We start from the raw sequence: 26,446 nt of genomic DNA, 5'->3' as shown, positions 1-26,446 counted from the left end.
TCCCGGCGCGAGGCGTGGGACCGCGCGATCGAGATGCTCGAGAAGGTCGGCATCCCCAACCCCAAGCTGCGCGTGCGCGACTATCCGCACCAGTTCTCCGGCGGCATGCGGCAGCGCGCGATGATCGCCATGGCCCTGGTCTGCGACCCCGACCTGCTCATCGCCGACGAGCCGACCACCGCCCTGGACGTCACCGTCCAGGCCCAGATCCTCGACCTGCTCAAGGACCTGCAACAGGAGTTCGGCTCCGCGATCATCCTCATCACCCACGACCTGGGCGTGGTCTCCAACACGGCCGACGACCTGCTGGTCATGTACGCGGGCCGGGCCGTGGAGCGCGGCACCGTACGCGAGGTGCTCCGGTCCCCCCAGCACCCGTACACCTGGGGGCTGCTGGGCTCCATGCCGCGCCTGACCTCCGCCGTCGACGAACCGCTGAACCCCATCCCCGGCGCCCCGCCCAGCCTCCTCGCCCCGCCGCCCGGCTGCCCCTTCCACCCGCGCTGCGCCTATCCCGCGGAGGTCGAGGGCGACCGCTGCGCCACCGAGCGCCCGACGCTGCCCGCGGGGCGGGGCGCGGCCTGCCATCTGGCCGCCGACCGCAAACAGACCATCTTCACCGAACAGATCAAGCCCCGGCTGGCCTAGGAGTCCCCGACCATGAGCAGCAACGCGTCGCCCGCCTCCGGGGAGCCCCTCCTGGTCGCGGAGAAGCTCACCAAACACTTCCCGATCATGGGTGGCTTCCCCTTCAAGCGGAAGGTCGGGGCGGTCCAGGCGGTGGACGGCATCGACCTGACCGTGCGGGCCGGTGAGAGCTTCGGCCTGGTCGGCGAGTCCGGCTGCGGCAAGTCCACCACGGGCCGCCTGCTGACCCGGCTGCTGGAGCCCACCGGCGGGACGATCACCTATCAGGGCCAGGACATCACCCACGCGGACCGCAAACAGCTGGCGCCGATCCGCTCCCAGATCCAGATGATCTTCCAGGACCCGTACTCCTCGCTGAACCCCCGGCAGACCGTGGGCGCGATCATCTCCGGCCCGATGGAGATCAACGGCATCGAGCCGCCGGGCGGCCGCGAGGCCCGGGTGCGGGAGCTGCTGGAGACCGTCGGCCTGAACCCCGAGCACTACAACCGCTTCCCCCACGAGTTCTCCGGCGGCCAGCGCCAGCGCATCGGGGTGGCCCGCGCGCTGGCCCTCGAACCCAAGCTGATCATCGCCGACGAGCCGGTCTCCGCGCTCGACGTCTCCATCCAGGCCCAGGTCGTCAACCTCCTCCAGGAGCTCCGCCGCGAGCTGGGCATCGCCTTCCTGTTCATCGCCCATGACCTCGCCGTCGTGCGCCACTTCTCGCAGCGCGTCGCGGTCATGTACCTCGGCAAGATCGTGGAGGTGGGCGACCGGGACTCCATCTACCACCGTCCCCGCCATCCCTACACCCACGCCCTGCTCTCGGCGGTGCCCGAGCCGGTCCTGCTGAGTGAGGACCCGGACGGGGGCGACATCGCCCGCCGCGAGCGGATCCGCCTCGCCGGCGACGTGCCCTCCCCGATCAACCCGCCCTCCGGCTGCCGCTTCCGCACCCGCTGCTGGAAGGCCCAGGACAAGTGCGCTCGCGAGGAGCCCCCGCTGGTCCGCCTCGAGGGCAACCACGAGGGCCATCTGTCCGCCTGCCACTTCCCCGAGGCCCCGAGCGTCGCGGCCCGCGAGGAGGACGTGATCCTCGACCCGGCGCTGATAGCCGCCGAGGACATCCACAAGGACTGAGAGCTGCTAGCGTCCGCGTCTGTGAACGACAGCGTGAACGACAGCGTGAACGAGACCGTGTACGTGGGGAACGCGGGCAAGGACGCGGCGCTGGACCGGGGCTGGCTCCTCGGGCACTTCAAGGACGCCGGCGACCCCCGCCACAGCGACGCCGTGGAGATCAAGTGGGGCGTCCACCCCCCGGGTGACGAGCGGGCCGAGTGGGTGAGGGGCGAGGAGAGAACGGCCCTGCTGGTCCTCATCAGCGGCCGCTTCCGCGTGGAGCTGCCCGGCCGCAGCGTGCTGCTGGAGCAGCAGGGCGACTACGTGGTGTGGGGGCGTGGGGTCGACCACTCCTGGGTCGCGGAGGAGGAGTCGGTGGTGCTGACGGTGCGCTGGCAGTCCGTACCCGGCTATGCGGTGGAGGCGGCGGAGCCCCGCGGCTGACGTCAGGTCTCGGCCGACCCCAGGACCAGCACCTGGATGGCCAGAACGGCGGCGCCCCGGGCCCAGTCGTGGAAGTCGGAGACCTTGGTCTCCAGGTTGACGGGGTCGGCCTGGGGGTGCCGATTGGCGAGGACGGCTTCCTCCACCGCCGGGCCGGCCACATCGACCAGGCTCACCCCCTCGCCGGCCAGCAGGATCTTCTGCGGCATCGCGAAGTTGGCGATCTGGGCCACGAGCGTGCCCAGCGCCTTCGCGGCCTCGTCCACGACACGGGCGGCCATGGGCTCACCCTCGGCGGCGAGGCGGAGGATCTCCTCGTATGTCATCTCGCGGCCGGTCGCGGCCTGGAGCTGGTAGCGGATGCTGGGGATGGTGAGCAGGGAGATGGCGCTGCCCCGATCGCCATAAGGGGTGAGTGGTCCGTAGGGGTTGACGATCCAGCGCCGGCCGAAGCCCTCCCCGTCCTCGCGGGAAGCCACCCGCCTGCCGCCCACGACCAGTCCGTAGCCGATCCCCGCCCCGATGGTGAGCACCGCGAAACGGTCCAGGCCGCGCCCCGCGCCGAACCAGGACTCGGCCTCCACCAGCGCCGCCACGTCGTTCTCGACGACCACCGGCAGCCCCGTGCGCTTCTCGACCAGCTCGGCCAGCGGCACGTCCGCCCAGTCGAGGAAGGGTGAGTCGACGACGGTGGAGCGGTCCCGGACCCTGCCGCCGACGCCGACGCCGATCCCGGCCAGTCGGGGAAACGCACCGGCGGGCCCCTCCGTCATCTCGTGCAGCAACTCGACCACCTCGGCCGGGTCATGCGTGGTCAGCGGCCGTTCGTCACGGGCCACGACGTCTCCGCGCAGGGTGGTGACAACCCCGTACACCCTCTCCTCGGTGACCTTGAACCCGAGGAAGTAGCGGGACTCGGGGACGATGTCCAGGGGCTGGGAGGGCCGCCCCTGCCGTACCTCCGCGAGCGCCGTGTCCTCGGCCGACTCGATCAGCAGACCCGACTCGATCAGCGGCTTGGTCAGCCGGGTCAGGCTGCCCGCCGAGAGGTTCAGCCGCCGGGCGATCTCGCTGCGTGACAGCGGACCGTGCACCAGCACCTCGATCGCCACCGCTCGTTCACCGGGGCTCAGCGGCGGCCAACTCGCCGCACGTGTGGTCATGAAGGTCGGACTCCCCCCACGATTTTTTTCACCAAGGAAGTAATGGCGGCACTCTACGCGGGAGAAGCCGGACGAGAAAAGACACTTGCAGGACTCTTGACGCATGGATTGTTTTGCATCAAAAGTAAGCCCTCAGCCTGAGGACGCCGCAGACGAGGGAGTCTCCGATGACCGTCGCCTCCAGCAGCCCTCCTTCGCCTCTGCCGTTGCGCGGGGCCGAGGGAGTCACACCGAGAGCCGGAACCCGCAAGGCCCGCGAGCGCGGAGACGGAGCCCTCGCGGCCGTCTTCATCGCCCCCGCCCTGCTGGGCTTTCTGGTCTTCCTGCTCTGGCCGACGCTGCGGGGCATCTATCTCAGCTTCACCCGCTTCAACCTGCTCACCCCACCCGAGTGGGTGGGCCTGGACAACTACGACCGGCTGGTCCATGACCCGCTCTTCTGGGACTCGCTGAAGGTCACCGTCGAGTACGTGGTCATCAACATCGGTGTGCAGACGGTATCGGCCCTCGCCATCGCGGTGCTGCTGCAGCGGCTGACCCAGTCGGCCGTGCTCCGGGGCATCGTGCTCACCCCCTATCTGATGTCGAACGTCGTCGCCGGCCTGGTCTGGCTGTGGATACTCGACAACCAGCTCGGCATCGGCAACGAGATCCTCCAGAGTCTGGGCTTCGACCGCATTCCCTTCCTGGCCGACGAGACCTGGGCGATCCCCACCATCGCCCTGATCAACGTCTGGCGGCACGTCGGCTACACCGCGCTCCTGCTCTTCGCCGGTCTCCAGGCGATCCCGAACGACGTGTACGAGGCGGCCAGGGTCGACGGCGCGAGCGAGTGGCGGATGTTCTGGCGGATCACCATGCCGCTGCTGCGGCCGGTGCTGGCGGTCGTGCTGATCATGACCGTGATCGGTTCGTTCCAGGTCTTCGACACGGTCGCCGTGACGACCGCCGGCGGTCCGGCGAACGCCACCAACGTGCTGCAGTACTACATCTACGGCTCCGCTTTCGGCCGCTTCCAGTTCGGCTACGCCTCGGCGATGTCCGTCGCCCTGCTGGTCGTCCTCACCGCGATCACCGTCATCCAGTACCGGATCACCCGGGCCGGCCGGACCGACCTCGGCTGACGGAAGGAACTCACCGTGACCGCCACCACCACGACGGACGGGATACGTCCGGTCAGGCGCGGATTCTCCCTCGGCCGGGCCGCCGCCTGGACCGTGCTGGCCCTGATCGTCCTCATCACCCTGCTGCCGTTCTACTGGATCCTGCGCACCGCGCTGTCCACCAACGCGGGCCTCAACGCCGACCCCGCGAACCCCCTGCCGGTGGACCTCGGCACCAGTGGCTTCGAACGCGCCCTCGGGCTGCAGTCCGCCAAGGAGGCCATCGCCCAGGGCGGTGCCGGCGGCGGGCTCGACTTCTGGCGCTATCTGCTCAACTCGGTGATCGTCTCGACGCTGATCACCGGCTGTCAGGTCTTCTTCTCCGCGATGGCCGCGTACGCCTTCTCGCGGCTGCGCTGGCGTGGCCGGGACACGGTGTTCGGCCTGTTCCTGGCCGGGCTGATGGTGCCGACCATCTTCACCCTGCTGCCGAACTTCGTGCTGATCAAGCAGCTGCACCTGGTGGACACCCTGCTCGGCATCGCGCTGCCCAGTCTCTTCATGACGCCCTTCGCGGTGTTCTTCCTGCGGCAGTTCTTCATGAACGTGCCCCGGGAGGTGGAGGAGGCGGCGCTGCTCGACGGCGCCGGAAAGATCAAGATCTTCTTCCGGGTGATCCTGCCGATGGCTTCCACGCCGATCATCACGCTGTCCGTGCTGACGTACATCACCTCCTGGAACGACTACTTCTGGCCGCTGATGGTCTCCTACAGCGACAGCTCCCGCGTGCTGACCGTGGCCCTGGCGATCTTCCGGGCGCAGACCCCGGCGACCGGCGTCGACTGGTCCGGACTCTCGGCGGCCACGCTGATCGCCGCGCTGCCGATGCTCGTGCTCTTCGGCTGCTTCGCCCGCCGCATCGTCAGCTCCATCGGCTTCACCGGGATCAAGTGAGGAACCGACCATGCGACTTCGTACCCTGACCGCGCTGGCCGGAGCCCTGACGCTGTCCCTCGTGACCGGCTGCGCGGCCGGCGAGGGCACCGGAGCGTCCGCGAACACCGTGACGTACTGGCTGTGGGACGCCAACCAACTGCCCGCCTACCAGGCCTGCGCGAAGGGGTTCGAGAAGGAGAACCCCGGGCTCAAGGTGAAGATCACGCAGTTGGGCTGGAGCGACTACTGGACCAAGCTCACCGCCGGGTTCATCGCGGGCACCCAGCCGGACGTGTTCACCGACCACATCCAGAAGTTCGGCCAGTTCGCCGATCTGAAGGTGCTCGAGTCGCTCGACGACCTCGGCATCAAGGAGTCCGCCTACCAGCCCGGGCTCGCCGCCAACTGGATCGGCCAGGACGGCCACCGCTACGGCACCCCCAAGGACTGGGACACCGTGGCCCTCTTCTACAACCAGAAGATGGCCAAGGCCGCCGGACTCACCGCCGAGCGGCTCAACAGCCTCTCCTGGAACCCCGAGGACGGCGGCACCTTCGAGAAGGCCATCGCGCACCTCACCGTCGACAAGAACGGCAGACGGGGCGACGAACCCGGCTTCGACAGACACAACGTCAAGGTGTACGGGCTGGCCGGCAACGGCGGCGGCTACGGCGACGGACAGACCCAGTGGAGCATGTTCACCGCCTCCGCCGGGTGGAACTACACCGACAAGGCCCGTTGGGGTACGAAGTACCAGTACGACAGCAAGACCTTCCAGTCCGTCATCACGTGGTACTTCGGACTGGCGAAGAAGGGCTACCTGGCCCCGCTCTCCGACTACAACATCCAGTCCAACCAGGCGAACACGCAGGTCGCCTCGGGCAAGGCCGCCGCGGCGTTCGACGGGGCCTGGATGATCTCCACCTACCACGGCTTCAAGGGCCGGGACATCAGGACCGCCCTCACCCCCGTCGGCCCGACCGGCAGGCGCGCCACCATGATGAACGGCCTCGCCGACTCCATCACCAAGGGCGCCCGCAACAAGGAAGGCGCCCGCAAGTGGGTGGCCTACCTGGCCTCCGACAAGTGCCAGAGAGTCGTCGGCACGTACGGAGTCGTCTTCCCCGCCACCCCGGCCGGGACCAAGGCCGCCACCGCCGCCTACGAGAAGCAGGGCATCGACGTCACGGCGTTCACCGAACCGGTTGCCGACAAGAAGGACTTCCTGACCTTCTCCTACCCCATCACCAACTACGCGGCGGACGTCACCGCGCTCATGACCCCGCGGATGGAGGACATCTACGGCAATGGCGCGCCGGTGAGCAGCCTCGACCAGACCAACAGCCAGATCAACCGAATCCTCTCGCAGTGATCTCCCCACCAGTGAAGGGCACGCCTCCTATGACTTTCTCGCTCGGCATCGTCGGCGCCGGCCAGTTCTCCGGCCAGTTCGCCGCGCTGTTCCAGGCGCATCCCGGCGTCGGCGACATCTACGTCACCGATCTGCTGCCCGAACGCGCGGAACAGCTCGCCGCCGCCCAGCAGCTGGCGGGCACCTTCCCCACGTACGAAGCGATGCTGGAGTCGCAGGCGGTCGACGCGGTCGCCATCTTCACCCAGCGCTGGACGCACGGCCCGCTGGTGCTCCAGGGCCTGAACGCGGGCAAGCACGTCTACTCCGCCGTCCCCATGGCGATCAGCACCGAGGAGATAGCGGCGATCATCGAGGCCGTACGCGCCACCGGCCTGACGTACATGATGGGTGAGACCAGCCAGTACAACCCGGCGACCGTCCACGCCCGCCGGCAGATCGCCGAGGGCGCCTTCGGCCGGCTCTTCTACGCGGAGGGCGACTACGTCCACGACATGGATCTCGGCTTCTACGAGGCCTATCAGTACAGCGGCGGCGAGAACTGGAAGGCGACCGCCAGCTATCCTCCGCTGCTCTACCCGACGCACTCGGTCGGCGGGGTGCTCGGCGCCTGGCAGACGCACGCGGTGAGCGTGTCCGCGATCGGGGTGAGGGACGACCGCGGGGACGGCGTGTTCGACCGGGAGATCAGCCAGTTCGGCAACGACTTCTCCAATGCCACCGCGTTGTTCGAGGTGGCGGGCGGTGGCTCGTTCCGTACGAACGAGTTCCGGCGAGTCGGCTACCCCTCCTACATCCGGGAATCACGGTTCCGGTTCTTCGGTACGGAGGCCAGCATGGAGCAGCTCGCCACCGTCAGCCTCTGGCAGGACAAGAAGGGGGTGAAGGACATCACCGAGCTGCTGGAGCCCAAGCCCACGCTGGCGCCCGACGATCCGTCGCTCGAGCACATCGCACCGGACCTGCGGGCGGCCTTCACCTCGGGTTCCGCGCCCGTGCACGACCGTTCGCGGCTGCCGAGGGAGTTCGACCACCTGCACAACGGCCACGAGGGCAGCCACCACTTCCTGGTGGACGACTTCGTGACCGCGGTCAACACCCGCACGCTGCCGTCCGTCAACGCCTGGGTCGCCGCCCGCTACACCCTGCCGGGCATCGTCGCGCACCAGTCCGCGCTCCAGGGCGGCACGAGGCTGGACATCCCGGACTTCGGGGACGCGCCCGAGCTGTGAGGCCGGTCCTCACCGTCCGCGCGCCTCGACGGCCTGCCGTCAAGCCGGGGGTCAGCCGCTGGGCGCGGGCAGGCGCTCCTCGGCGAAATGACAGGCCGAGGGGTGCGCGGCCGGGCTGTCCGCGCCCTGGAACGACGACGGCACCGCGAGCCGGGGCACCTCCGTGGCGCACCGCTCGCGCGCCTTCCAGCAGCGGGTGCGGAAGCGGCAGCCGGACGGCGGGGCGGCCGGGGAGGGCACGTCTCCGGCCAGGATGATGCGCTCCCGGCCCCGGTGGGAGTCGGGGTCGGGGACCGGGACGGCGGACAGCAGGGCCTGGGTGTACGGGTGGGTGGGGTGGTCGTAGATCTGGGGGCCGGTGCCCGTCTCGGCGAAGCGGCCCAGATACATCACGGCCACCCGGTCGGAGATATGGCGGACCACGGACAGGTCGTGCGCGATGAAGAGGTACGAGAGCGCGAACTCCTCCTGGAGCCGGGCCAGCAGATTGACGACCTGGGCCTGCACCGACACATCCAGCGCCGAGACCGGCTCGTCGCAGATGATGATCTCCGGGTTGAGGGCCAGGCCGCGCGCGATGCCGATGCGCTGGCGCTGACCGCCGGAGAACTGGTGCGGATAGCGGTTGATGTACTCCGGGTTGAGCCCCACCACGTCCAGGAGTTCCCGCACCTTGCGGCGCCGGTCGCCCTTCGGGGCCACCTCGGGGTGGATCTCGAAGGGCTCGCCGATGATGTCACCGACCGTCATCCGGGGGTTCAGCGAGGTGTACGGGTCCTGGAACACCATCTGGATGTTGCGCCGGACGGCCTTCAGGGCCCGCCCCGACAGCCTGGTGATGTCCTCGCCCCGGTAGCGGATCTCCCCCGCGGTCGGCTGCTCCAGGGTGACCAGCAGCCTGGCGAGGGTCGACTTGCCGCAGCCCGACTCGCCGACGACGCCGAGGGTCTCGCCGCGCCGCAGGTCGAAGGAGACCCCGTCGACGGCCCTGACCGCGCCGACCTGGCGCTTGACGAGGACGCCCTGGGTCAGCGGGTAGACCTTGGCGAGATCGCGCACCTCCAGGACGGGAGCGCCGGGCTCGGCGGCGGGCTCAGGGGGCGGCGATGGGGTCGCGGGCATCGAGCTCGTCCTTCCAGAAGTGGCAGGCACTGGCCCGCCGCACGGACGCGTCCCCGCATGCCACCTCGTACAGCGGCGGCCTCTCGGCGCGGCAGACGTCCTGGGCCCGGGGGCAGCGCGGGGCGAAGGGGCAGCCGGGCGGGAGGTCCGCCGGGCCGGGCGGCAGCCCCTTGATCGCGTACAGCTCCCTGCCCCCGCCGTCCAGGCGCGGGACCGAGTCCAGCAGCCCTCGGGTGTACGGGTGGGCCGGGCGCCGGTACAGGTCGCGCACGGGCGCGGTCTCCACGATCCGGCCCGCGTACATCACCGCGATCGTGTCGGCCACGTCGGCGACCACGCCCAGGTCATGGGTGATCAGGATCAGGCCCATGGCGTACTCGCGCCGCAGCTCCGCGAGCAGGTCCATGACCTGGGCCTGGACGGTCACGTCCAGCGCGGTCGTCGGCTCGTCGGCGATGATCAGGTCCGGCTCCAGCGCCAGCGCCATGGCGATCATGATGCGCTGGCGCATCCCGCCGGAGAACTGGTGCGGATAGTCCCCGGCCCGCTCCCTCGCCGCCGGGATGCGCACCCGGTCCATCAGCTCGACGGCCCTGGCGCGCGCGGCGCGGCGCGACAGGCCCTGGTGGACCTCGTACATCTCGGCGAGCTGGGCGCCCACCGAGAGCACCGGGTTCAGCGCGGAGAGCGCGTCCTGGAAGATCATCGCCATCCTGGCGCCGCGCACCCGGCGGCGCTCGTCCTCGCCCATCCGCAGCAGGTCCCGGCCCCGGAAGAGGATCCGTCCGCCCGTCACCCGGGCGGGCGGGGAGTCGAGAATGCCCATGACGGCCTGGGCGGTCACCGACTTGCCCGAGCCGGACTCGCCCAGCACCGCCAGGGTCCGGCCCGCGTCCACGCCGTACGACACCCCGCTCACCGCCTCGGTGACGCCGTCCCGGGTGCGGAATTCCACCCGCAGGTCCCGGACCTCCAGCAGCCGGGGCACGGCGGGCGGCCCCTCGGCGTCCTGCCCGGCGCGCTGCTCTGCGTCCTGCCCGGCGTCCTGCTCTGCGTCGCGGTCCGCGCGGCTCATCCCCGGCCCCCTCACCGCAGCTTCGGGTCGAGCGCGTCGCGCACCGCGTCGCCGAGCATGATGAAGGCCAGCACGGTGACGCTCAGCGCCCCCGCGGGCCACAGCAGCATGTGCGGGGCGTTGCGGATCTGGGTGGAGGCGGAGGAGATGTCGATCCCCCAGGAGACGGTGGGCGGCTTGAGGCCCACGCCGAGGAAGGACAGCGTCGCCTCCAGCGCGATGTACGTGCCGAGCGCGATGGTGGCGACGACGATCACGGGGGCCACGGCGTTGGGCGCGATGTGCCGCAGCAGCGTCCGGGCGTCGCTCGCGCCGAGCGCCCGCGCCGCCTGGACGTAGTCGTGCCGTTTCGCGGTCAGGACGGCCCCGCGCGCGATGCGGGAGATCTGGGGCCAGCCCAGCAGCACGATGAAGCCGACCACCGGCCACACCGAGCCGCTGGTGACCACGGACAGGAACACCAGGCCGCCCAGCAGGATCGGGATGCCGAAGAAGACGTCGGCGATCCGCGACAGCAGGGCGTCCCACCAGCCGCCGTAGTACCCGGCCAGCCCGCCGAGCACGCTGCCGAGCAGGGCCGCGCCCGCGGTGGCGCAGATGCCGACGGTGATGGAGGCGCGGGCCCCGTAGACGGTGCGGGTGTAGACGTCGCGGCCCTGGAGGTCGTAGCCGAAGGGGTGGCCGGGCGCCGGGCCGTCCTGGGCCTTGGCCAGGTCGCCGCGGTACGGATTTCCGTCCGTGATCAGCTGCGGCCAGACCGCGATCAGCACCAGGAAGAGGATGATCAGGGCGGAGGCCACGAAGACCGGGTTGCGGCGCAGGTCCCGCCAGGCGTCGGACCACAGGCCGCGCGGCGCGGCGGCGGGTCCGGCCGCCCGGCCCCGCCCCGGGGCCCGGCCGCCTCCGCGCCGGCCGGCGGGCACGGCCGCGGGGGCGGCGGCCGCGGTGGGGTCGGCGGCGGCCAGGGCCGGCGCGCCGCCGCCGGGCCCGCCGCCGCCGGGCGGGGCGGGCGCGGGCGGGCTGTCGTAGGGCTCAGGCATAGCGGATCCTCGGGTCGAGCACGGCGTAGAGGAGGTCGACGAGCAGGTTCGCCAGCAGGAAGACGATCACGAGGATGGTCACGAAGCCGACGACCGTCGGGGAGTTCTGGCGCAGGATGCCCTGGTAGAGCTGGTAGCCCACGCCGTGGATGTTGAAGATCCGCTCGGTGACGATGGCGCCTCCCATGAGCGCGCCGAGGTCGGTGCCGAGGAAGGTCACCACGGGGATCAGGGAGTTGCGCAGCAGATGGCGGACGATCACCCGGCGCCGCGGCAGCCCCTTGGCGACGGCGGTGCGCACGTAGTCGGCGCGCGCGTTCTCCACGAGGGAGGTGCGGGTGAGCCGGGTGGTGTACGCGAGGGAGACCAGGCCCAGGACGACGCCCGGCAGCAGCAGCTGCCCCAGGGGTGCCTCGGGTGCGACGGAGGGCGTGGTCCAGCCCCACTTCACCCCGATCAGATACTGCAGCACCGAGCCGCTGACGAAGGTGGGGACGGAGACCACGACCAGGGTCAGCAGCAGCACGGAGGTGTCCAGGGCGCGCCCTCGGCGCAGCCCGGTCGCGACCCCGAGGGTGAGTCCGAGGGCCGTCTCGAAGAGGACGGCGACGAGGGTGAGCCGGAGGGTGACGGGGAAGGCGTCGGCCATCAGCTCGGTGACGGGCCGGCCGTCGAAGGCGGTGCCGAAGTGGCCGCTGAAGACCTGCCCCATGTAGTGGACGTACTGCCGCCACAGCGGCTCGTCGAGGTAGAGCTCCTGGCGGATGCGGGCGGCGGTGGCCGGGTCGGGGGCCTTGTCGCCGAAGAGCGCGGCGACGGGGTCGCCCAGCGCGTACACCATGAAGAAGATCAGGAAGGTGGTGCCCAGGAAGACGGGGATCATCTGGAGCAGTCGCCGGAGCACGTGGCGGCCCATGGCTCAGCCGACCTCGATCCGGTCGTAGACCGGGACGCTGAACTGGTTGAGGGTCACCCCGCTGAGCCGGGGGGAGTAGCCCGCGCTGCCGTTCTGGTACCACAGCGGGATGGCGGGCATCTGGGCGGCGAGGATCTTCTCGGCGTCCTGGAAGGCGGCGATGGCCGCACCGTCGCCGGACTCGGCGTTGGCCCGGTCGACGAGCCGGTCGAAGGCGGCGTCGCTCCAGTGGCCGTCGTTGGACGAGGCGTCGGTGTAGTAGAGCGGCTGAAGGAAGTTCTGGATCAGCGGGTAGTCCATCTGCCAGCCCGCCCGGAACGGCCCGGTCATCCGCTTGTCGGTCATCTTGTTGCGGTAGTCGGCGAAGGTGCCGACCGGCCGGCCCACGCAGGCCCGGTCGCTGCGCAGCACGGTGTTGACGCTGTTGCAGACCGCGTCGACCCAGTCCTTGTGGGAGCCGCTGTCGGCGTTGTACGTGATGGTCATCCGCCCGCCGGGCAGCCCGCCGCCCGCCTTGATCAGCGCCCTGGCCCGCGCGGGGTCAAAGCGGCAGGCGTCGCCGCACAGGCCGGGCCGGTAGCCGCCCCGGCGGCGCAGCACCGGGGAGGTCCAGTCGGTGGCGGGGGTGCGGGTGCCGTGGAAGATCCGGTCGGTGATCTGCGGGCGGTTGATCGCCATGGAGATGCCGCGCCGGAGCCGGTCCGAGCCCGGGCCCCGCCAGCGGCGGTCGTACATCGGGAAGGTGAGGGTCTGGATGATGCCGGCGGGCCGGTTGATGTAGCGGTCGCCGAGGTCGGAGCGGACGAACTTCAGCTGCGCGGCGGGCACATCGTCGACCAGGTCGAGGTTGCCCGCCTGAAGATCGGTGTAGGCGGTGTTGCTGTCGGTGTAGACCCGCAGGTCGACGCCCTTGTTGCGGGGCTTGTCCGGGCCCGGGTAGTTGTCGCGGGCGCGCAGCTTCATCACGGAGCCCTTGGTGTACGACACCACCTCGTACGGGCCGTTGCCGACGGGTTTGCGCAGCCAGGCGGCGTGGTCCTCGAAGAAGGCGCGGGGCAGCGGCGCGTAGGCGTTGTAGCCGAGCGTCTCGGGCCAGCTGGAGAACTTCTGGTTGAGCCGGACGGTGAAGGTCCGCTCGTCCTTGACGCGCAGTCCGGCCAGGGTCCTGGCGGTGGGGCGGCCGGTCGCCGGGTGGACCTTGTCGTAGCCCTGGATGTATTCGAAGAAGTAGGCGTTGCGCTGTTCGTGGTCGAGCAGCGCGGCGTAGTTCCAGGCGTCCACGAAGGACTTGGCGGTGACCTTCTCGCCGTTGCCGAACCGCCAGCCGCGCTTGATGGTGACGGTAAAGTTCCGCTGGTCGGTCGTCAGGATCCGCTCCGCCAGCGCGTTCTTGGCCTCGCCGGTGTCGGGGTCGTACCGCTTGAGGCCCCGGAAGATCATGTCGAGGACCTTGCCGCCCTGCACATCATTGATGTTGGCGGGCTCCAGCGGGTTGGGCGGGTCGCTCCAGGAGGACCGTACGACCCCCTGGGGCGCGCCGCTGCCGCCGCAGCCCGTGACGGCCGGGGCGGCGAGCGCCACGGCGAGGGCCGGGACCCCCACGGCCCGCGCCGCGCGCCTGGCGCGCGGGGCGCGCGCGGCGATGCGCATGGGTGCCTCCCGAGGGCCGAACGGAGTCCCGGCGTGAGCTCCGGCTCAGTCCCCCCATGACATCCCAGGAGGTGACGGTCCGCATCCGCGCGGCGGCCGTCCGTGGCGGCCCGCCCGTGCGACGGCGGCGACGGTCAGCGGTGGCCGATGACGACCTTCCCGAGGCCGCCGCCCGACTGGACGGACCGGAAGGCGTCGGGGACCTCGGCGAAGGGGAACACCCGCTCGATCACCGGGCGCGCCCGGTGGACCTCCACCGCCCGGAACAGCTCGGTGAAACGGGCCCGGCTCCCCGTGGCGACCGGCCGCACCACCGCGCCCGAGGCGAACAGCAGGCCGGGATCGAGGGGCTTTGCCCCCTCACCGCAAGCCAACCGACATTCACCATTCCGTCGAATATGTCCATTCCCCCACCAAACGGCGGAAGACGAAAGGCCTCCCCAGAGACCATTTGATCAGAACGTGAGTCGACGGCTCGTCCAAGTCGTCGAGACCGCGGACGCCGAAGGATTCATATTCGAACTCATGGAAAAACGTAGGGCTGCCTCGTTGCCCTGAGGAACGCGAGCGCCGGCCGCCGAGACGCCGTAGTGCGCCGCCTTGACCAACCCCATGTTGAGTTGTCCGCCGATCCCGCGGTTACGCCAGGCCGGACGCACCATCAGTTCCTCGGTGACGAACACCTTCCGGCTCAGCTTGTCTCTTGGCCGAACACGCCCGGCCAGGCCCTCCCCCAGCCAGGAGCCCAGCTCGTAGACATTTCCATAGCCAAAACCGGTCAGCTCTCCGTCGGCCCATGCTCCGGCCCATGTGAAGCCGTAGGCGCCGGAGGCGGAGATGAGTCGTTCGGCGAACGCGTCAGGCTGAGCGGAAGGACGGCCCGTGGCCGCGTGGTCCGCGTAGGCGTCGGCATAGACCTCCACCAAGAGGTCGAACAGAGAGTCCACCTGGGCGGCCCCGCCCACATGCAGGGTGAAGTGGTCACCAGTGGTCACGTGGCGATCCTGACGCGTGGTCGTACGGGCCTCGGGCACGGCCTCGGCATCGACAGGCGGCAGGGTCGGCTCGCAGGAGCGACGGGCGACCGCCAAAGGTGATCGACATGCATCCGCGCCGAGAGGGCGCGAACAATGGGACAAGGGCAGTTCATAGCCGATCTGAGAAGGTGACAGTGATGCGGAACTCGATCGTGCGCGCCCTGGCTACCGGCGCTGCGGCGGCCCTGATGGCCGGTGGTGCGGCAGTGACCTCCGCGAGTGCCGCGTTCGCGACGCCCGCAGCGTCCGCGAAGCACACCACGGCGGCCTCCGTGCAGGACACGCCCTCGCCCACACCCACCCCCACGCCGTCCATGACGGGCAAACACTGTGCGGAGATCAAGGCCCACAGCGTGACGGTCACTCATGGGGGCAAGAGCTACAAGCTGTGGGTCTCGGGCCAGAAGATCTGCTACATGAAGTGACCGTCAGCGGGCGCTGCGTCATCCGGTCGAACTCCCCCGCCTTGGCGGCCCGCAGGAACGCGCGGAGCGTGGCTGCGGGCATGGTTATGACGACCTCTGGGTCGTCGCTCTCGCGGAGGCGGGGGGTTCCCGTGGGGTCGGCGGCCAGTTCCAGGCAGTTGGCTGCCTCGCCGGTGCTGAAGCTGGATTTCCGCCATATAAGCCTGACCATGCGCGCCTTCCTGGAGCAACTAGAGCAGGGGGTAGAGGATGTGCTGGATGAGGCCCAGTGAGTCCTTGGATCTCCGGGCCTCCGGAGCGGACGCTGCGTCAACGCAGGGCAGGGCCAGCTCGGCCAGCTTGCCGAAGGTCTCCCGGTACCCGTCGATTACCTCTTGGTCGCCCACGTAATCGGACATGCCGAGCCGGTCGATGGACACGGTGCTCAATTCGGCCACGGCCGGTTCGATCACCATGAACGCGTGATTGAAGGCCACGCCTCGTTCAATGTCCAGAGGGAACACTTGGATGGTCAAGCACGCTCACCCACCAGCACCTTCTGACGTTCCAGCCGGAACTCGACTGCCTGCTCGCGCACGGCCTGCGGGTTCTCGACGTAGCTGCCGCTGTGGATCGCGGCGGCGTAGTCGCTTGTCTGAAGCAGCCCGGGAATGTACATCGGCTCGTAGTTCCAGAGGTGGACCGCACCGGCCTCCAGCTCCGCAAGATCGAGGTGGGACGCCCCCAACATCCCGCGGTAGCGACTCCACCAGCCCTTCCCCGGATCCTGCGCCATTTGCGCAGCTCAGCGCCGAAACGCCGCTGACGATACGTTGGGTTGGCCCTCAGCCCCATGCGCCCCTCCCTCGCTGTCCGCGCGTGCAGCGGCCTTTTCATCCCCCACGACCCCCGCGCCGTGGGCGTCGTACGAGCCACCATCCGCCACGTCCTCAAAGCGGCCCGCCTCGACTGCATCGTCGATACGGCTGAACTCTCGTGTCCGAGCTGGTGACCAACGCGTACCGGAACACCACCACCGACGCGTACGTCAGCATGGACTGGGAGCCGACGTCGCCGGACTTCCGAGTCACCGTGTGGGACTCCGGCGAGGGGCTGCCGCGGCCAGTGGTGGCGCGGGCCGACGACGAGAACGGCCGGGGCCTCACGCTCGTCGAGTCGTGCTCCGACGCGTGGGGCGTGCACGACTACACCGACAAGGACGCGGGCGTCACCGGCAAGGCCGTGTGGTTCACGCTGGCCCCGTCGCCGCCCGCGATGGGGCAGACTGGGCAATCGTCGACCCGCACCGGCCATCGTATGTGGACGGCCTACGGCACACCGGAGGAGACCGCGCCGTGAGCACGCAGCCCATAGAGGACTCCCACCACGACAAGCCGCTGTTCCCCATGCCACCGCTGACCGAGCAGGCGCTGAGAGTCGCCGTGCGTTCCCTGGACCTCGGCGCGGCTGTGCGATTCGAGGAAGAATTTCACAGCGCCTGGCAAGAGGCGGTGCAGACCGACAGCACTGTCCCCATGCACACCTTTCTCCACCGCTGGGGGGTTTTCGTGGCGCTGCGGCGCTACCCGGACCGGGCTAGGCGGCTCCATGAGTTGGAGGCGGCCGTCGCCGAGGCGCCCAGCATCGAAGACGCCCGGCGTGCCTCGGCCGAGATCGGAAAGCTGTTGGACGCCGCGCGTCGCGAGGTCGTCGCATGAGCGATTGGACATGGGAGTACCTGCCCGATGCCGAAAACGTGGTGGGCGGCTTGGACTCCCAGATCAAGCGTGACGTGGAGCGGCTTGCTCAGCGACTGGCCGACGCCGCTGCCGTCAAGTACCTCGGCGACCCACCGGTCCATGAATCCGGAGTGTCGGGGTTACTCGACCACGCTGAGGGCCGATTGATCGTTTGGTACCAGGAGCATCGTCGCTTCACCACCGTCTTCATCATCCGGGTGCAGCATTGGCCCGAATCGGGCGGGTCCTGAACCAGCACGAGGGCCGCCCGGGCCGTTGTCACGGCCCGGGCGGCCCTCGTCGTGGCCCACGTGGCGGACGCTACGCGTGGACGACGTCCTTCTCCTCCGCGAAGTGGCACGCCGATTCGTGCGCCGCCGGCGTGTCCGCACCGGCGAAGCGCTCGGGGATGGCCAGGAGGGGGACCTCCTTGGCGCACTTGTCCTGGGCCTTCCAGCAGCGGGTGCGGAAGCGGCAGCCCGAGGGCGGGTTGGCCGGGGAGGGGACATCGCCCGTGAGGATGATGCGCTCCCGGCCCTCCCGGGAGCCCGGGTCGGGGACCGGGACGGCGGACAGCAGGGCCTGGGTGTACGGGTGGGTAGGGTGGTCGTAGATCTCGGTGTCGGTGCCGATCTCCGCGATCTTCCCCAGGTACATCACGCCGACGCGGTCGGAGATGTGCCGCACGATGGACAGGTCATGGGCGATGAAGAGGTAGGAGAGGTTGAACTCGTCCTGCAGCTTCTCCATCAGGTTGATGACCTGGGCCTGCACCGACACATCCAGCGCCGAGACCGGCTCGTCGCAGATGATGATCTCCGGGTTGAGGGCCAGGCCGCGCGCGATGCCGATGCGCTGGCGCTGACCGCCGGAGAACTGGTGCGGATAGCGGTTGATGTACTCCGGGTTGAGCCCCACCACGTCCAGGAGTTCCCGCACCTTGCGGCGCCGGTCGCCCTTCGGGGCCACCTCGGGGTGGATCTCGAAGGGCTCGCCGATGATGTCACCGACCGTCATCCGGGGGTTCAGCGAGGTGTACGGGTCCTGGAACACCATCTGGATGTTGCGCCGGACGGCCTTCAGGGCCCGCCCCGACAGCCTGGTGATGTCCTGGCCCTTGTAGAAGACCTCGCCCGCCGTGGCGTTCTCCAGGGTCATCAGCAGCTTGGCGACAGTGGACTTGCCACAGCCGGACTCGCCGACGATGCCGAGGGTCTCGCCCTGGTAGAGGTCGAAGGAGACGCCGTCGACGGCCTTGACCGCGCCGATCTGCCGCTTGAAGAGGATGCCCTGGGTCAGCGGGAAGTGCTTGACCAGGTTGCGCACCTGAAGGATGGGCTCCCCGCGCTCGACGGGGGCGTCGATGGCGGCGACCGCCGCCTCCTCGGTGGCGGCCTCGACGACGTCGACCTCGGTGACGTTGGGCGTGGCGTCGGCGGGAGTGGCGTCCACGGCCTCGTCGGTCTTCCTGATCTCAGCCATGGATCGTCTCCTTCCAGAAGTGGCACGCGCTGCCGCGGCCCGGCAGCGGGGTGCCGTCCTGCTCGGTGACCGGCTCCAGCAGCGGAACATCGGTGCGGCAGATGTCCTGCGCCTTGGGGCAGCGCGGGTTGAACGCGCAGCCCGTGGGGATCTTGAGCAGGTTGGGCGGCAGGCCCTTGATCGCGTACAGCTCCTGGCCCTTGCGGTCCAGGCGCGGGATCGACTCCAGCAGGCCCTGGGTGTACGGGTGGGCCGGGCGCTTGTAGAGCTCGTGGACCGGAGCGGTCTCGACGATCCGGCCCGCGTACATCACCGCGATCTTGTCGGCGACGTCGGCGACGACGCCCAGGTCGTGGGTGATCAGGATCAGGCCCATGTTGTACTCGCGCTGGAGCTCCGCGAGCAGGTCCATGACCTGGGCCTGGACGGTCACGTCCAGCGCGGTCGTCGGCTCGTCGGCGATGATCAGGTCCGGCTCCAGCGCCAGCGCCATGGCGATCATGATGCGCTGGCGCATACCGCCGGAGAACTGGTGCGGGTAGTCGCCCACCCGCTCCTTGGCCGCCGGGATGCGGACGCGGTCCATCAGCTCGATGGCCTTGGCCTTGGCCGCCTTCTTGGACAGGCCCTGGTGGACCCGGAACATCTCGCCGAGCTGGTAGCCGACGGAGAGCACCGGGTTCAGTGAGGAGAGCGCGTCCTGGAAGATCATGGCGATCCTCCGGCCGCGGATCTTGCGGCGCTCCTCGTTGGACATGGTGAGCATGTCCTCGCCGCGGAACAGGATCTGGCCCTGCGGGATCTTGCCGGGCGGCATGTCGAGGATGCCCATGATCGCCTGGGCGGTCACCGACTTGCCGGAGCCGGACTCGCCGAGCACGGCGAGGGTCTCGCCCGCGTGGACGCTGTAGTTGACGCCGTTGACGGCCTTGGCGACACCGTCCCGGGTGTGGAACTCCACATGCAGGTCACGGACTTCCAGCAGCGGGGTGCCGTCGTCGCCCTCGCGCTGTCGGGCGGGGGCGCTCGCTGTCTTCTCAATAGTGGTCACGTACGCCCTCCTCAGCGCAGCTTGGGGTCGAGGGCGTCGCGCACCGCGTCGCCGAGCATGATGAAGGCGAAGACGGTGAGGCTCAGCATCCCCGCCGGGAACAGCATCACATGCGGGTTGTCACGGATGGCGTCCTTGGCCGAGGAGATGTCGACGCCCCAGGAAACCGTCGGGTCGGCGAGGCCCAGGCCCAGGTAGGACAGCGTGGCCTCGGCCGAGATGTACGCGCCGAGGGCGATCGTCGCCACGACGATCGTGGGCGCGAGCGCGTTCGGCAGCACATGGCGCAGCAGGATCCGGCGGGTACCGGCGCCGAGGGCGCGCGCCGCCACCACGTAGTCCGCCTGCTTGGCGGTGATCACCGAGCTGCGCATCACGCGGGTGATGGTCGTCCAGCCGAGGAACGCCAGGGCGCCGATCACGACGTACACCTTGCGCTCGGTGAAGGCGTTGAGCACGACCATCGTGCCGAGCAGGAACGGCAGGCCGAAGAAGATGTCGGTGATCCGGGAGATGATCGAGTCGATCCAGCCGCCGAAGTAGCCGGCCAGCATCCCCAGCGTGCCGCCGACGAGGGTGACCACGACGGTGGTGCCGACACCGACCAGGATCGAGGCGCGGGTGCCGTAGACGACACGCGCGTAGATCGAGCGGCCCTGGACGTCGTAGCCGAACCAGTCGGCCTGGAAGAAGTGGGTCAGCTGCGGCTTGGACAGGAAGTGGTTGGTCAGGTCGCCGTCGCGCGGGTCGGCGCTGGTGAACAGACCGGGGAAGGCGGCGATGGCGAGCAGCAGCACCAGCAGCACCGCCGCGATCCAGAACATCGGCCGGTGGCGCAGGTCGTACCAGGCGTCGCCCCACAGCGAGCGCGACTTCTCCTTGGGGGCGGGGCCGGCGGCCGGCGCGGTCGCCACCTCGGTCGGCGGGGCCACGGCGTCGACCGCCGTGTCGGTCTTGGTCTTGGTCACGTCAGGCATAACGGATCCTCGGGTCCAGGACCGCGTACAGCAGGTCGACCAGCAGGTTGATCAGCAGGATGACGAGGACGAAGACCGTGACGGTGCCCACGATCGTGGTGCCCTCGCGCTGTCCGAGCGCCTTGAAGAGCAGGTTTCCGACGCCCTGGATGTTGAAGATGCCCTCGGTGACGACGGCGCCGCCGATCAGGGAGCCCACGTCGGTGCCCAGGAAGGTCACCACCGGGATGAGCGAGTTGCGCAGCAGGTGGACGCCGACGATGCGGCGGCGCGGCAGGCCCTTGGCGAGCGCGGTGCGCATGTAGTCGGCGCGCAGGTTCTCCGCGAAGGTGGTCCGGGTCAGCCGGGCCACGTACGCCATGGAGAGCATGCCGAGCACGAAGCCCGGTAGCAGCAGCTGTTCGAGGTTGGTGGAGTCCTGGACGTTGGGTGGCAGCCAGCCGAGTTCGTCGGCGAAGACGAACCGGGCGAGGTAGCCGAGGACGAAGACCGGCATCGAGATGACGATCAGCGTGAAGATCAGGACACCGGTGTCCACGGCCTTGCCTGCCTTGAGACCGGCCCAGGCGCCGAGGCCGATGCCGATGACCATCTCGATGGCGAGGGCCACCGCGGCGAGGCGGAGCGTCACCGGGAACGCCTCGCCCATCTCGTCGATGACCTGGCGGCCGCCGAAGGTCTCGCCGAAGTCTCCCTGGAACAGGTTGCCCATGTAGTCGAGGTATTGCATCGGCAGGGACTTGTCCATGCCGAACTTATGGCGCAGCGCCTCGACCTGTGCGGGGTCCGCCGCCTTGTCGCCCCACATCGCCCTGATCGGGTCGCCGGGAAGGACGTGGACCATGAGGAAAATCAACAGAGTCGTCCCGATGAAGACCGGGATCATCTGGAGCAGTCGCCTGATGACGTAGCGCCCCATTATGCCTCCATGCCGTTGGGGGTCGGCGAAGGCCTCGTCTCGTCAGCAGCCACCGGGTGGGGGGACGGGGGTACGGGGCCTTGACGCCTGCGGGCCGGTGCCGCCGCTCCCCGGGGTGAGGGCAGCGGCGGCACCGGCCGGCGGTCCCGATGCTTACTTCTTCTTCACCTGGATGTCGGTGAAGATGGGGTCGCCGTCCTGACCGTAGGGAATCTTCCCGTAGATCTTGTTGGACTGACCGCTGTTGACCTTGTAGAACCACAGCGGGATCGACGGCATGTCCTTGGCGAGGACCTGCTCCGCCTGCTGGTACAGCTTGACCGTCTCGTCCAGCGTGGCGGCCTTGTCGGCCTGCGAGGAGAGCTTGTCGAACTCCTTGTTGGAGTAGCCGCTGGTGTTACCGGCGGCCGTGGTGCCGTACAGGTCGCGCATGAAGTTCGAGTTGACCGGGTAGTCCAGCACCCAGCCACCGCGGTACATCGACTTGACCTGGTGCTTGTCACGGGCGTTCAGGTCGGCCTGGAAGTCCGGCTTGGAGTCGCCGACGCAGTCCACGCCGGTGGCCTTGCGGATGCTGTTGCAGACCGCGTCGACCCAGGGCTTGTGGTCCTGGTCCGCGTTGTACTGGATCGAGATCTTGTTGCCCGGGACGCCGCCACCCTCCTCGATGAGGGCCTTGGCCTTCTTCGGGTCGTAGGTGACCTGCTCCTTGAGCGCGCCGGCCTTGTAGCCGAGCACGCCGCGGGCGACATAGCTGTCGGCCGGGGTGCGCGAGCCGTGGAGCACGGTCTTGGTGATCGTGTCACGGTCGATGGCCATCGACAGACCCTGGATGACCTTGGGGTCGATGTCCTTGAACTGCTTGGTGTAGAAGGCCGGGACGATCGACTGGACCGCCGAGTACTCCTGGTCGATCGCGCGCTTGCCCAGGTCGCTCTTGTAGTTGGTGAGCGCGGTGGTGGGCACCTGCTCGATCCAGTCGAGGTTGTTGGAGCGCAGGTCCGAGTAGGCGGCGTCGGCGGTGGTGTAGTTCTTGAAGTCGATGCCGCCGTTCTTCGGCTTGTCCGGGCCCTTGTAGTCCTTGAACGTCCGGACCTTGATCAGCTTCTTGTGGTCCCAGGAGATGAACTTGTAGGGGCCGTTGCCGATCGGGTGGTCACCGAACGCCTTGGGGTCCTTGTAGAACTCGCTGGGCAGCGGGGACCAGACGTCGTAGCCGAGCTTGTAGGCGAAGTACGAGACCGGGCCGGACAGCTCGATCTTGAACTCGTTGTCGTTGACGACCTTCAGGCCGGACATCTTGTCGGCCTTGGGGTCACCCTTGGCCGGGTGGACGTCCTCGTAGCCCTTGATGTCCTGGAACCAGCTGGAGTTCGTCTGGTTGTTCTTGGTGTTGGCCGCCCAGTTCCACGCGTCCACGTAGGACTTCGCGGTGACCTTCTCACCGTTGTGGAAAGTCCAGCCCGGCTTGAGCTTCACCGTCCAGACCGAGGAGTCCTTGTTGGGGGTGACGGACTCGGCGTTGACGTAGGTGAGCTTGCCGGTGCCCGGCTCGTAGCCGACCAGCTGGGAGAAGACCTGCCGGATGACGCGGCTGCCCTGGCTCTCCTTCTGGTTCGCCGGCTGAAGCGGGTTCTGCGGCTCGCTCAGCTGGGCGGTCAGGATCCCGTTCGGGTCCGCCGCGCCCTTGTTCATGTCGTTGTTGCCGCTGTCACTGCCGCCGTCGCCACCACAGGCGGTTGCGGCCAGCGCCACAATCGCCGCCATCGCGACCCACTTGGCGCTCTTGGCACCGCGCATGGGTTTGCCTCCTCAGGAGTCCACTGTCACTACGTAAAGGGGCAACCGGAGACACGCTGACACCCCTGACAGCGAACGGGACCGGAACCCCCCGTGTGCTCGCAAGGCCGGCGCTCCCCACAGCGCGTGACCCATCGACCCGAGCTCAACGGACCCCATAATTGAGCACGGCAGTCCCGTTAACCACACTTTAAGGGTCTCGCTTTGGTCACAGGATCTACGCGCGGAGCTTCGAAATCCGGACAAAACTGCCGCAGACAGACACACGCGAAACGGACTGTTAACACATCATGCGGAGCGCAGTCACCGATAATCGGACACTGATCGCCGCATAAGCGTTTGACTGGCATCTAGCTGACATGGCAGTGGCCCGGACTCCCTGCCTGAGGGCGGGAAATCCGGGCCGACGGGATGTGGCGAACAGCACACCGGCCGATTACCCAAGGTAATCGGCCGGTGTGCCGGGATCAGCGGGCGCGGGGCGCGCGGTGCCCCCGCGGGGCGCGCGCGGCGCCCCGCGGGCGGGTGGGTCAGCGCTTGGCGCGGGCGGCGCTCCGGGCGCGCTCCTTCTGGTCCAGCACCACCTTGCGGATGCGGACCGTCTCCGGGGTCACCTCGACGCACTCGTCGTCGCGGCAGAACTCCAGGGACTGCTCCAGCGACAGCAGCCGCGGCGGCACCAGGGACTCGGTCACATCGGCCGTGGAGGACCGCATGTTGGTGAGCTTCTTCTCCTTGGTGATGTTGACGTCCATGTCGTCCGAGCGGGAGTTCTCCCCGACGATCATGCCCTCGTACACCTCGGTGCCCGGGGAGACGAACAGCGTGCCGCGCTCCTGGAGGTTGGTCATCGCGAAGGCGGTCACCACACCCGAGCGGTCGGCCACCAGCGAGCCGTTGTTACGGGTCTTCAGCTCCCCGAACCACGGCTCGTGGCCCTCGTGGATGGAGTGCGCGATGCCGGTGCCCCGGGTCTGGGTCAGGAACTCCGTACGGAAGCCGATGAGGCCGCGGGAGGGGACGATGAACTCCATGCGGACCCAGCCGGAACCGTGGTTGGACATGTTGTCCATCCGGCCCTTGCGGGTGCCCATGAGCTGGGTGACCGCCCCCATGTGCTCCTCGGGCACGTCGATGGTGATGCGCTCGATCGGCTCGTGGACCTTGCCGTCGATCTCCCGGGTGACCACCTGCGGCTTGCCGACGGTCAGCTCGAAGCCCTCCCGGCGCATGGTCTCCACCAGGATGGCCAGCGCCAGCTCGCCCCGGCCCTGCACCTCCCAGGCGTCCGGGCGGTCGGTGGGCAGGACGCGCAGCGAGACATTGCCGATCAGCTCGCGCTCCAGGCGGTCCTTGACCAGCCGCGCGGTGACCTTACGGTCCTTCACGGCCGACTTGTCGGCGCCCTTGCCGCCGGGACCCCGGCCGACCAGCGGCGAGGTGTTGGTCCCGATGGTCATCGAGATGGCCGGCTCGTCGACGGTGATCAGCGGGAGGGCGATCGGGTTCTCCGGGTCGGCCAGGGTCTCGCCGATCATGATCTCCGGGATGCCCGCCACCGCGCAGATGTCGCCGGGCCCGGCCACCTCGGCGGGCTTGCGGGTGAGCGCCTCGGTCATCAGCAGCTCGGTGATCCGGACGTTGGAGATCGAGCCGTCGCGCTTGATCCAGGCGACGGTCTGCCCCTTCTTCAGCTCGCCCTGCTCGACGCGGAGCAGCGCGATACGGCCGAGGAAGTTGTCCGCGTCCAGGTTGGTGACATGGGCCTGGAGGGGGGCGCTCGCGTCGTACTCGGGGGCCGGGACGGTGTCCAGGAGGGTGGAGAAGAACGGCTGGAGGTTGTCGCTGTCGGCCGGGACGGTGCCGTCCTCCGGCTTGTTCAGCGAGGCGATGCCGTCGCGGGCGCAGGCGTAGACGATCGGGAACTCGATCTGCTCCTCGGTCGCGTCCAGGTCGAGGAAGAGGTCGTACGTCTCGTTGACGACCTCGTCGATCCGGGCGTCCGGGCGGTCGGTCTTGTTGATGCACAGGATGACCGGCAGCTTGGCCTGCAGCGCCTTGCGCAGCACGAAGCGGGTCTGCGGCAGCGGGCCCTCGGAGGCGTCCACCAGCAGCACGACCGCGTCCACCATGGACAGGCCGCGCTCGACCTCGCCGCCGAAGTCGGCGTGGCCGGGCGTGTCGATGATGTTGATGGTGACGGGGTCCCCGCCGTCCGCCGGGTGGTACTTCACGGCGGTGTTCTTCGCGAGAATGGTGATGCCCTTCTCGCGCTCCAGGTCGTTGGAGTCCATGACCCGGTCGTCCACCTGCTGGTGGGCGGCGAACGCGCCGGCCTGCTTGAGCATGGCATCGACGAGGGTCGTCTTGCCGTGGTCGACGTGGGCGACGATGGCGACGTTTCGAATGTCGTGGCGCGTGGGCACTGCGGCGCTTCTCCCGGATTCGTGGATGGCGGCGCGCCCGGTCCGGCACGCCCGCCCGCCGGGCAGATCACGCCACGGCCTCACCCCATGGTACGTGGGCGAGGCGGCGGCAGCCGCCCCGCCCGTGCCGGGCCGGGTGTCCGGCGCTCAGCTCCGCGCGGGGTCGCCCTCGCGGCAACCCAGGCGGGCGGCCTCGCGCTCGCCCTCGTCGGCGTTCTTGGCCGGCTTCTCGTCACACGAGAAGATGATCATCTCATTGACGTGGGCCCAGGTCACGACGTGGCCCGAGGAGACCGTCCGGCCCCCGCAGACGTAGCGGTAGTCGGCCTCGACCAGATCCGCCGCGCGACCCGTGACATAGCGCCCGGACGCCTCGGCGGTCTGCTCCGCGGAGACCGTCTGCTTGTCGTACTCGGTCGTCCGCGGGAGATCGTCGGCCATCGTGGTCCCGTCGCCGTAGAGCCCCGTCTTCAGGTGCCGGGCGAGATCGCGGATCAGCCGCTTCTCGGGGAGGGCGGCGCCCCTGGTGCTGACCGACCGGGTGTAGCGGGCGACCTCCTTGACGCCCTTGGTGTTGATCTTGTCGCCCTTGTCGTAGTGGGTCCCGGCCGTCAGGTCGGTCAGCGCCATGCGCCGGGAGACGTTCAGCCAGGTGTACGTACCGTCGGCGCACGCCTTGGCGGTCGCTAGGCGCTGGGTGCCGCTGCGCGGCGCCCCGTCCTCACCGCCGGACGTGCAGCCCGTGGCCCCCACCGCGATCGCCAAGGCCGCGATCGCCGTGGTCAGTCCGTGCTTCATGTCGCCAT

The 26,446-nt window shown here is 69.2% G+C and carries 29 protein-coding genes; 11 read left to right on the top strand and 18 right to left on the bottom strand.

Translation table 11 applies throughout. From position 1 onward, the window contains the following. The 3 genes from BBH68_RS19110 to BBH68_RS19100 form a co-directional block, all read left to right on the top strand. On the top strand, positions 1 to 648 hold a 648-nt coding region (locus BBH68_RS19110), incomplete at its 5' end, for an ABC transporter ATP-binding protein (protein ID WP_141713023.1). Between the two features lie 12 nt (positions 649 to 660). Then, a complete protein-coding gene (locus tag BBH68_RS19105) occupies positions 661 to 1,770 on the top strand; it encodes an ABC transporter ATP-binding protein (protein WP_065964068.1) in 1,110 nt (369 codons plus the stop codon). Between the two features lie 45 nt (positions 1,771 to 1,815). Continuing rightward, complete coding sequence (locus tag BBH68_RS19100) at positions 1,816 to 2,196, top strand: cupin domain-containing protein (RefSeq protein ID WP_065964084.1); 381 nt, start codon at positions 1,816 to 1,818, stop codon at positions 2,194 to 2,196. A gap of 2 nt (positions 2,197 to 2,198) precedes the next feature. Here BBH68_RS19100 and BBH68_RS19095 read toward each other — a convergent pair whose 3' ends face one another. Then, on the bottom strand, positions 2,199 to 3,359 hold the full coding sequence (locus tag BBH68_RS19095) for an ROK family transcriptional regulator (RefSeq protein ID WP_065964067.1): 1,161 nt from the start codon (positions 3,357 to 3,359) through the stop codon (positions 2,199 to 2,201). A 167-nt stretch (positions 3,360 to 3,526) separates the two neighbouring features. On the opposite strand from BBH68_RS19095, the gene BBH68_RS19090 reads away from it, so the two are divergent. Genes BBH68_RS19090 through BBH68_RS19075 form a run of 4 tightly spaced genes read left to right on the top strand, consistent with a single transcriptional unit; the run spans position 3,527 to position 8,002 of the window. Then, positions 3,527 to 4,483, top strand: a complete 957-nt coding sequence (locus BBH68_RS19090; RefSeq protein WP_065964065.1) for a carbohydrate ABC transporter permease — start codon at positions 3,527 to 3,529, stop codon at positions 4,481 to 4,483. A gap of 15 nt (positions 4,484 to 4,498) precedes the next feature. After that, the gene (locus BBH68_RS19085; protein ID WP_065964064.1) at positions 4,499 to 5,416 is read left to right on the top strand and encodes a carbohydrate ABC transporter permease; all 918 of its coding nucleotides are present in this window, start codon (positions 4,499 to 4,501) and stop codon (positions 5,414 to 5,416) included. Positions 5,417 to 5,426: 10 nt separating this feature from the next. Then, positions 5,427 to 6,770 (top strand): ABC transporter substrate-binding protein, encoded by a 1,344-nt coding sequence (locus BBH68_RS19080; protein ID WP_065964063.1) that lies wholly within the window; start codon positions 5,427 to 5,429, stop codon positions 6,768 to 6,770. 29 nt (positions 6,771 to 6,799) lie between these two features. Beyond that, positions 6,800 to 8,002, top strand: coding sequence for a Gfo/Idh/MocA family protein (locus BBH68_RS19075; RefSeq protein WP_065964061.1), 1,203 nt, complete (start codon positions 6,800 to 6,802; stop codon positions 8,000 to 8,002). A 51-nt stretch (positions 8,003 to 8,053) separates the two neighbouring features. On the opposite strand, the gene BBH68_RS19070 is transcribed toward BBH68_RS19075, so the two are convergent. From BBH68_RS19070 to BBH68_RS19040, 7 genes are all read right to left on the bottom strand, one after another. After that, on the bottom strand, positions 8,054 to 9,124 hold the full coding sequence (locus BBH68_RS19070; RefSeq protein WP_065964059.1) for an ABC transporter ATP-binding protein: 1,071 nt from the start codon (positions 9,122 to 9,124) through the stop codon (positions 8,054 to 8,056). After that, positions 9,096 to 10,112: an ABC transporter ATP-binding protein gene (locus tag BBH68_RS19065; protein ID WP_065964083.1), complete on the bottom strand. Its 1,017-nt coding sequence runs from the start codon at positions 10,110 to 10,112 to the stop codon at positions 9,096 to 9,098. The genes BBH68_RS19070 and BBH68_RS19065 overlap by 29 nt, the downstream gene beginning before the upstream one ends. Before the next feature lie 98 nt (positions 10,113 to 10,210). Next, a complete protein-coding gene (locus tag BBH68_RS19060; protein WP_065964058.1) occupies positions 10,211 to 11,239 on the bottom strand; it encodes an ABC transporter permease in 1,029 nt (342 codons plus the stop codon). Next, a complete protein-coding gene (locus BBH68_RS19055; RefSeq protein ID WP_065964057.1) occupies positions 11,232 to 12,155 on the bottom strand; it encodes an ABC transporter permease in 924 nt (307 codons plus the stop codon). Before BBH68_RS19055 ends, BBH68_RS19060 begins: the two co-directional genes overlap by 8 nt. A gap of 3 nt (positions 12,156 to 12,158) precedes the next feature. Further along, positions 12,159 to 13,805 (bottom strand): peptide ABC transporter substrate-binding protein, encoded by a 1,647-nt coding sequence (locus tag BBH68_RS19050; RefSeq protein ID WP_065964056.1) that lies wholly within the window; start codon positions 13,803 to 13,805, stop codon positions 12,159 to 12,161. Positions 13,806 to 13,939: 134 nt separating this feature from the next. Continuing rightward, positions 13,940 to 14,179 carry a zinc-binding dehydrogenase gene (locus BBH68_RS19045; protein ID WP_065964055.1) on the bottom strand — a complete coding sequence of 80 codons (240 nt, stop codon included), beginning with the start codon at positions 14,177 to 14,179 and terminating at the stop codon, positions 13,940 to 13,942. 81 nt (positions 14,180 to 14,260) lie between these two features. Then, positions 14,261 to 14,800 (bottom strand): GNAT family N-acetyltransferase, encoded by a 540-nt coding sequence (locus BBH68_RS19040; protein ID WP_065964054.1) that lies wholly within the window; start codon positions 14,798 to 14,800, stop codon positions 14,261 to 14,263. Positions 14,801 to 14,979: 179 nt separating this feature from the next. Here BBH68_RS19040 and BBH68_RS42005 point away from each other — a divergent pair, with 179 nt between their 5' ends. Continuing rightward, the gene (locus BBH68_RS42005; protein ID WP_065964053.1) at positions 14,980 to 15,267 is read left to right on the top strand and encodes a hypothetical protein; all 288 of its coding nucleotides are present in this window, start codon (positions 14,980 to 14,982) and stop codon (positions 15,265 to 15,267) included. Here the strand turns inward: BBH68_RS42005 and BBH68_RS39545 are convergent. From BBH68_RS39545 to BBH68_RS44050, 3 genes are read right to left on the bottom strand one after another with little or no spacing between them, the layout of a single operon-like run. Continuing rightward, the gene (locus BBH68_RS39545) at positions 15,203 to 15,478 is read right to left on the bottom strand and encodes a DUF397 domain-containing protein (RefSeq protein ID WP_079151076.1); all 276 of its coding nucleotides are present in this window, start codon (positions 15,476 to 15,478) and stop codon (positions 15,203 to 15,205) included. The genes BBH68_RS42005 and BBH68_RS39545 overlap by 65 nt on opposite strands. A gap of 19 nt (positions 15,479 to 15,497) precedes the next feature. Then, positions 15,498 to 15,743 (bottom strand): hypothetical protein, encoded by a 246-nt coding sequence (locus tag BBH68_RS44055; RefSeq protein ID WP_065964047.1) that lies wholly within the window; start codon positions 15,741 to 15,743, stop codon positions 15,498 to 15,500. Positions 15,744 to 15,778: 35 nt separating this feature from the next. Beyond that, on the bottom strand, positions 15,779 to 16,042 hold the full coding sequence (locus BBH68_RS44050; RefSeq protein ID WP_065964042.1) for a Scr1 family TA system antitoxin-like transcriptional regulator: 264 nt from the start codon (positions 16,040 to 16,042) through the stop codon (positions 15,779 to 15,781). Positions 16,043 to 16,242: 200 nt separating this feature from the next. On the opposite strand from BBH68_RS44050, the gene BBH68_RS19020 reads away from it, so the two are divergent. Genes BBH68_RS19020 through BBH68_RS19010 form a run of 3 tightly spaced genes read left to right on the top strand, consistent with a single transcriptional unit; the run spans position 16,243 to position 17,236 of the window. Continuing rightward, the gene (locus BBH68_RS19020) at positions 16,243 to 16,605 is read left to right on the top strand and encodes an ATP-binding protein (RefSeq protein WP_245738120.1); all 363 of its coding nucleotides are present in this window, start codon (positions 16,243 to 16,245) and stop codon (positions 16,603 to 16,605) included. Beyond that, on the top strand, positions 16,602 to 16,964 hold the full coding sequence (locus tag BBH68_RS19015) for a hypothetical protein (RefSeq protein ID WP_065964041.1): 363 nt from the start codon (positions 16,602 to 16,604) through the stop codon (positions 16,962 to 16,964). The genes BBH68_RS19020 and BBH68_RS19015 overlap by 4 nt, the downstream gene beginning before the upstream one ends. Then, complete coding sequence (locus BBH68_RS19010; protein WP_065964038.1) at positions 16,961 to 17,236, top strand: hypothetical protein; 276 nt, start codon at positions 16,961 to 16,963, stop codon at positions 17,234 to 17,236. The genes BBH68_RS19015 and BBH68_RS19010 overlap by 4 nt, the downstream gene beginning before the upstream one ends. A 70-nt stretch (positions 17,237 to 17,306) precedes the next feature. On the opposite strand, the gene BBH68_RS19005 is transcribed toward BBH68_RS19010, so the two are convergent. The 7 genes from BBH68_RS19005 to BBH68_RS18975 all read right to left on the bottom strand — a co-directional run bounded on the left by BBH68_RS19005 (position 17,307) and on the right by BBH68_RS18975 (position 26,438). Further along, complete coding sequence (locus BBH68_RS19005; RefSeq protein ID WP_065964037.1) at positions 17,307 to 18,467, bottom strand: ABC transporter ATP-binding protein; 1,161 nt, start codon at positions 18,465 to 18,467, stop codon at positions 17,307 to 17,309. Next, the gene (locus BBH68_RS19000) at positions 18,460 to 19,518 is read right to left on the bottom strand and encodes an ABC transporter ATP-binding protein (RefSeq protein ID WP_065964035.1); all 1,059 of its coding nucleotides are present in this window, start codon (positions 19,516 to 19,518) and stop codon (positions 18,460 to 18,462) included. Before BBH68_RS19000 ends, BBH68_RS19005 begins: the two co-directional genes overlap by 8 nt. Positions 19,519 to 19,529: 11 nt before the next feature. Then, complete coding sequence (locus BBH68_RS18995) at positions 19,530 to 20,495, bottom strand: ABC transporter permease (protein ID WP_065964034.1); 966 nt, start codon at positions 20,493 to 20,495, stop codon at positions 19,530 to 19,532. Next, positions 20,488 to 21,414 (bottom strand): ABC transporter permease, encoded by a 927-nt coding sequence (locus BBH68_RS18990; protein WP_065964032.1) that lies wholly within the window; start codon positions 21,412 to 21,414, stop codon positions 20,488 to 20,490. Before BBH68_RS18990 ends, BBH68_RS18995 begins: the two co-directional genes overlap by 8 nt. A 153-nt stretch (positions 21,415 to 21,567) precedes the next feature. Further along, complete coding sequence (locus BBH68_RS18985) at positions 21,568 to 23,214, bottom strand: peptide ABC transporter substrate-binding protein (protein WP_065964030.1); 1,647 nt, start codon at positions 23,212 to 23,214, stop codon at positions 21,568 to 21,570. A 530-nt stretch (positions 23,215 to 23,744) separates the two neighbouring features. Next, the gene (gene typA, locus BBH68_RS18980; protein WP_065964029.1) at positions 23,745 to 25,640 is read right to left on the bottom strand and encodes a translational GTPase TypA; all 1,896 of its coding nucleotides are present in this window, start codon (positions 25,638 to 25,640) and stop codon (positions 23,745 to 23,747) included. Between the two features lie 147 nt (positions 25,641 to 25,787). Further along, a complete protein-coding gene (locus BBH68_RS18975; RefSeq protein ID WP_065964028.1) occupies positions 25,788 to 26,438 on the bottom strand; it encodes a major capsid protein in 651 nt (216 codons plus the stop codon). Positions 26,439 to 26,446 lie beyond the last annotated feature (8 nt).

This window comes from Streptomyces sparsogenes, from assembly GCF_001704635.1.
Taxonomy (GTDB): Bacteria; Actinomycetota; Actinomycetes; order Streptomycetales; family Streptomycetaceae; genus Streptomyces; species Streptomyces sparsogenes.
Note: the sequence above shows the minus strand (reverse complement) of the source record. Positions and strands in the feature narration are given on the sequence as shown.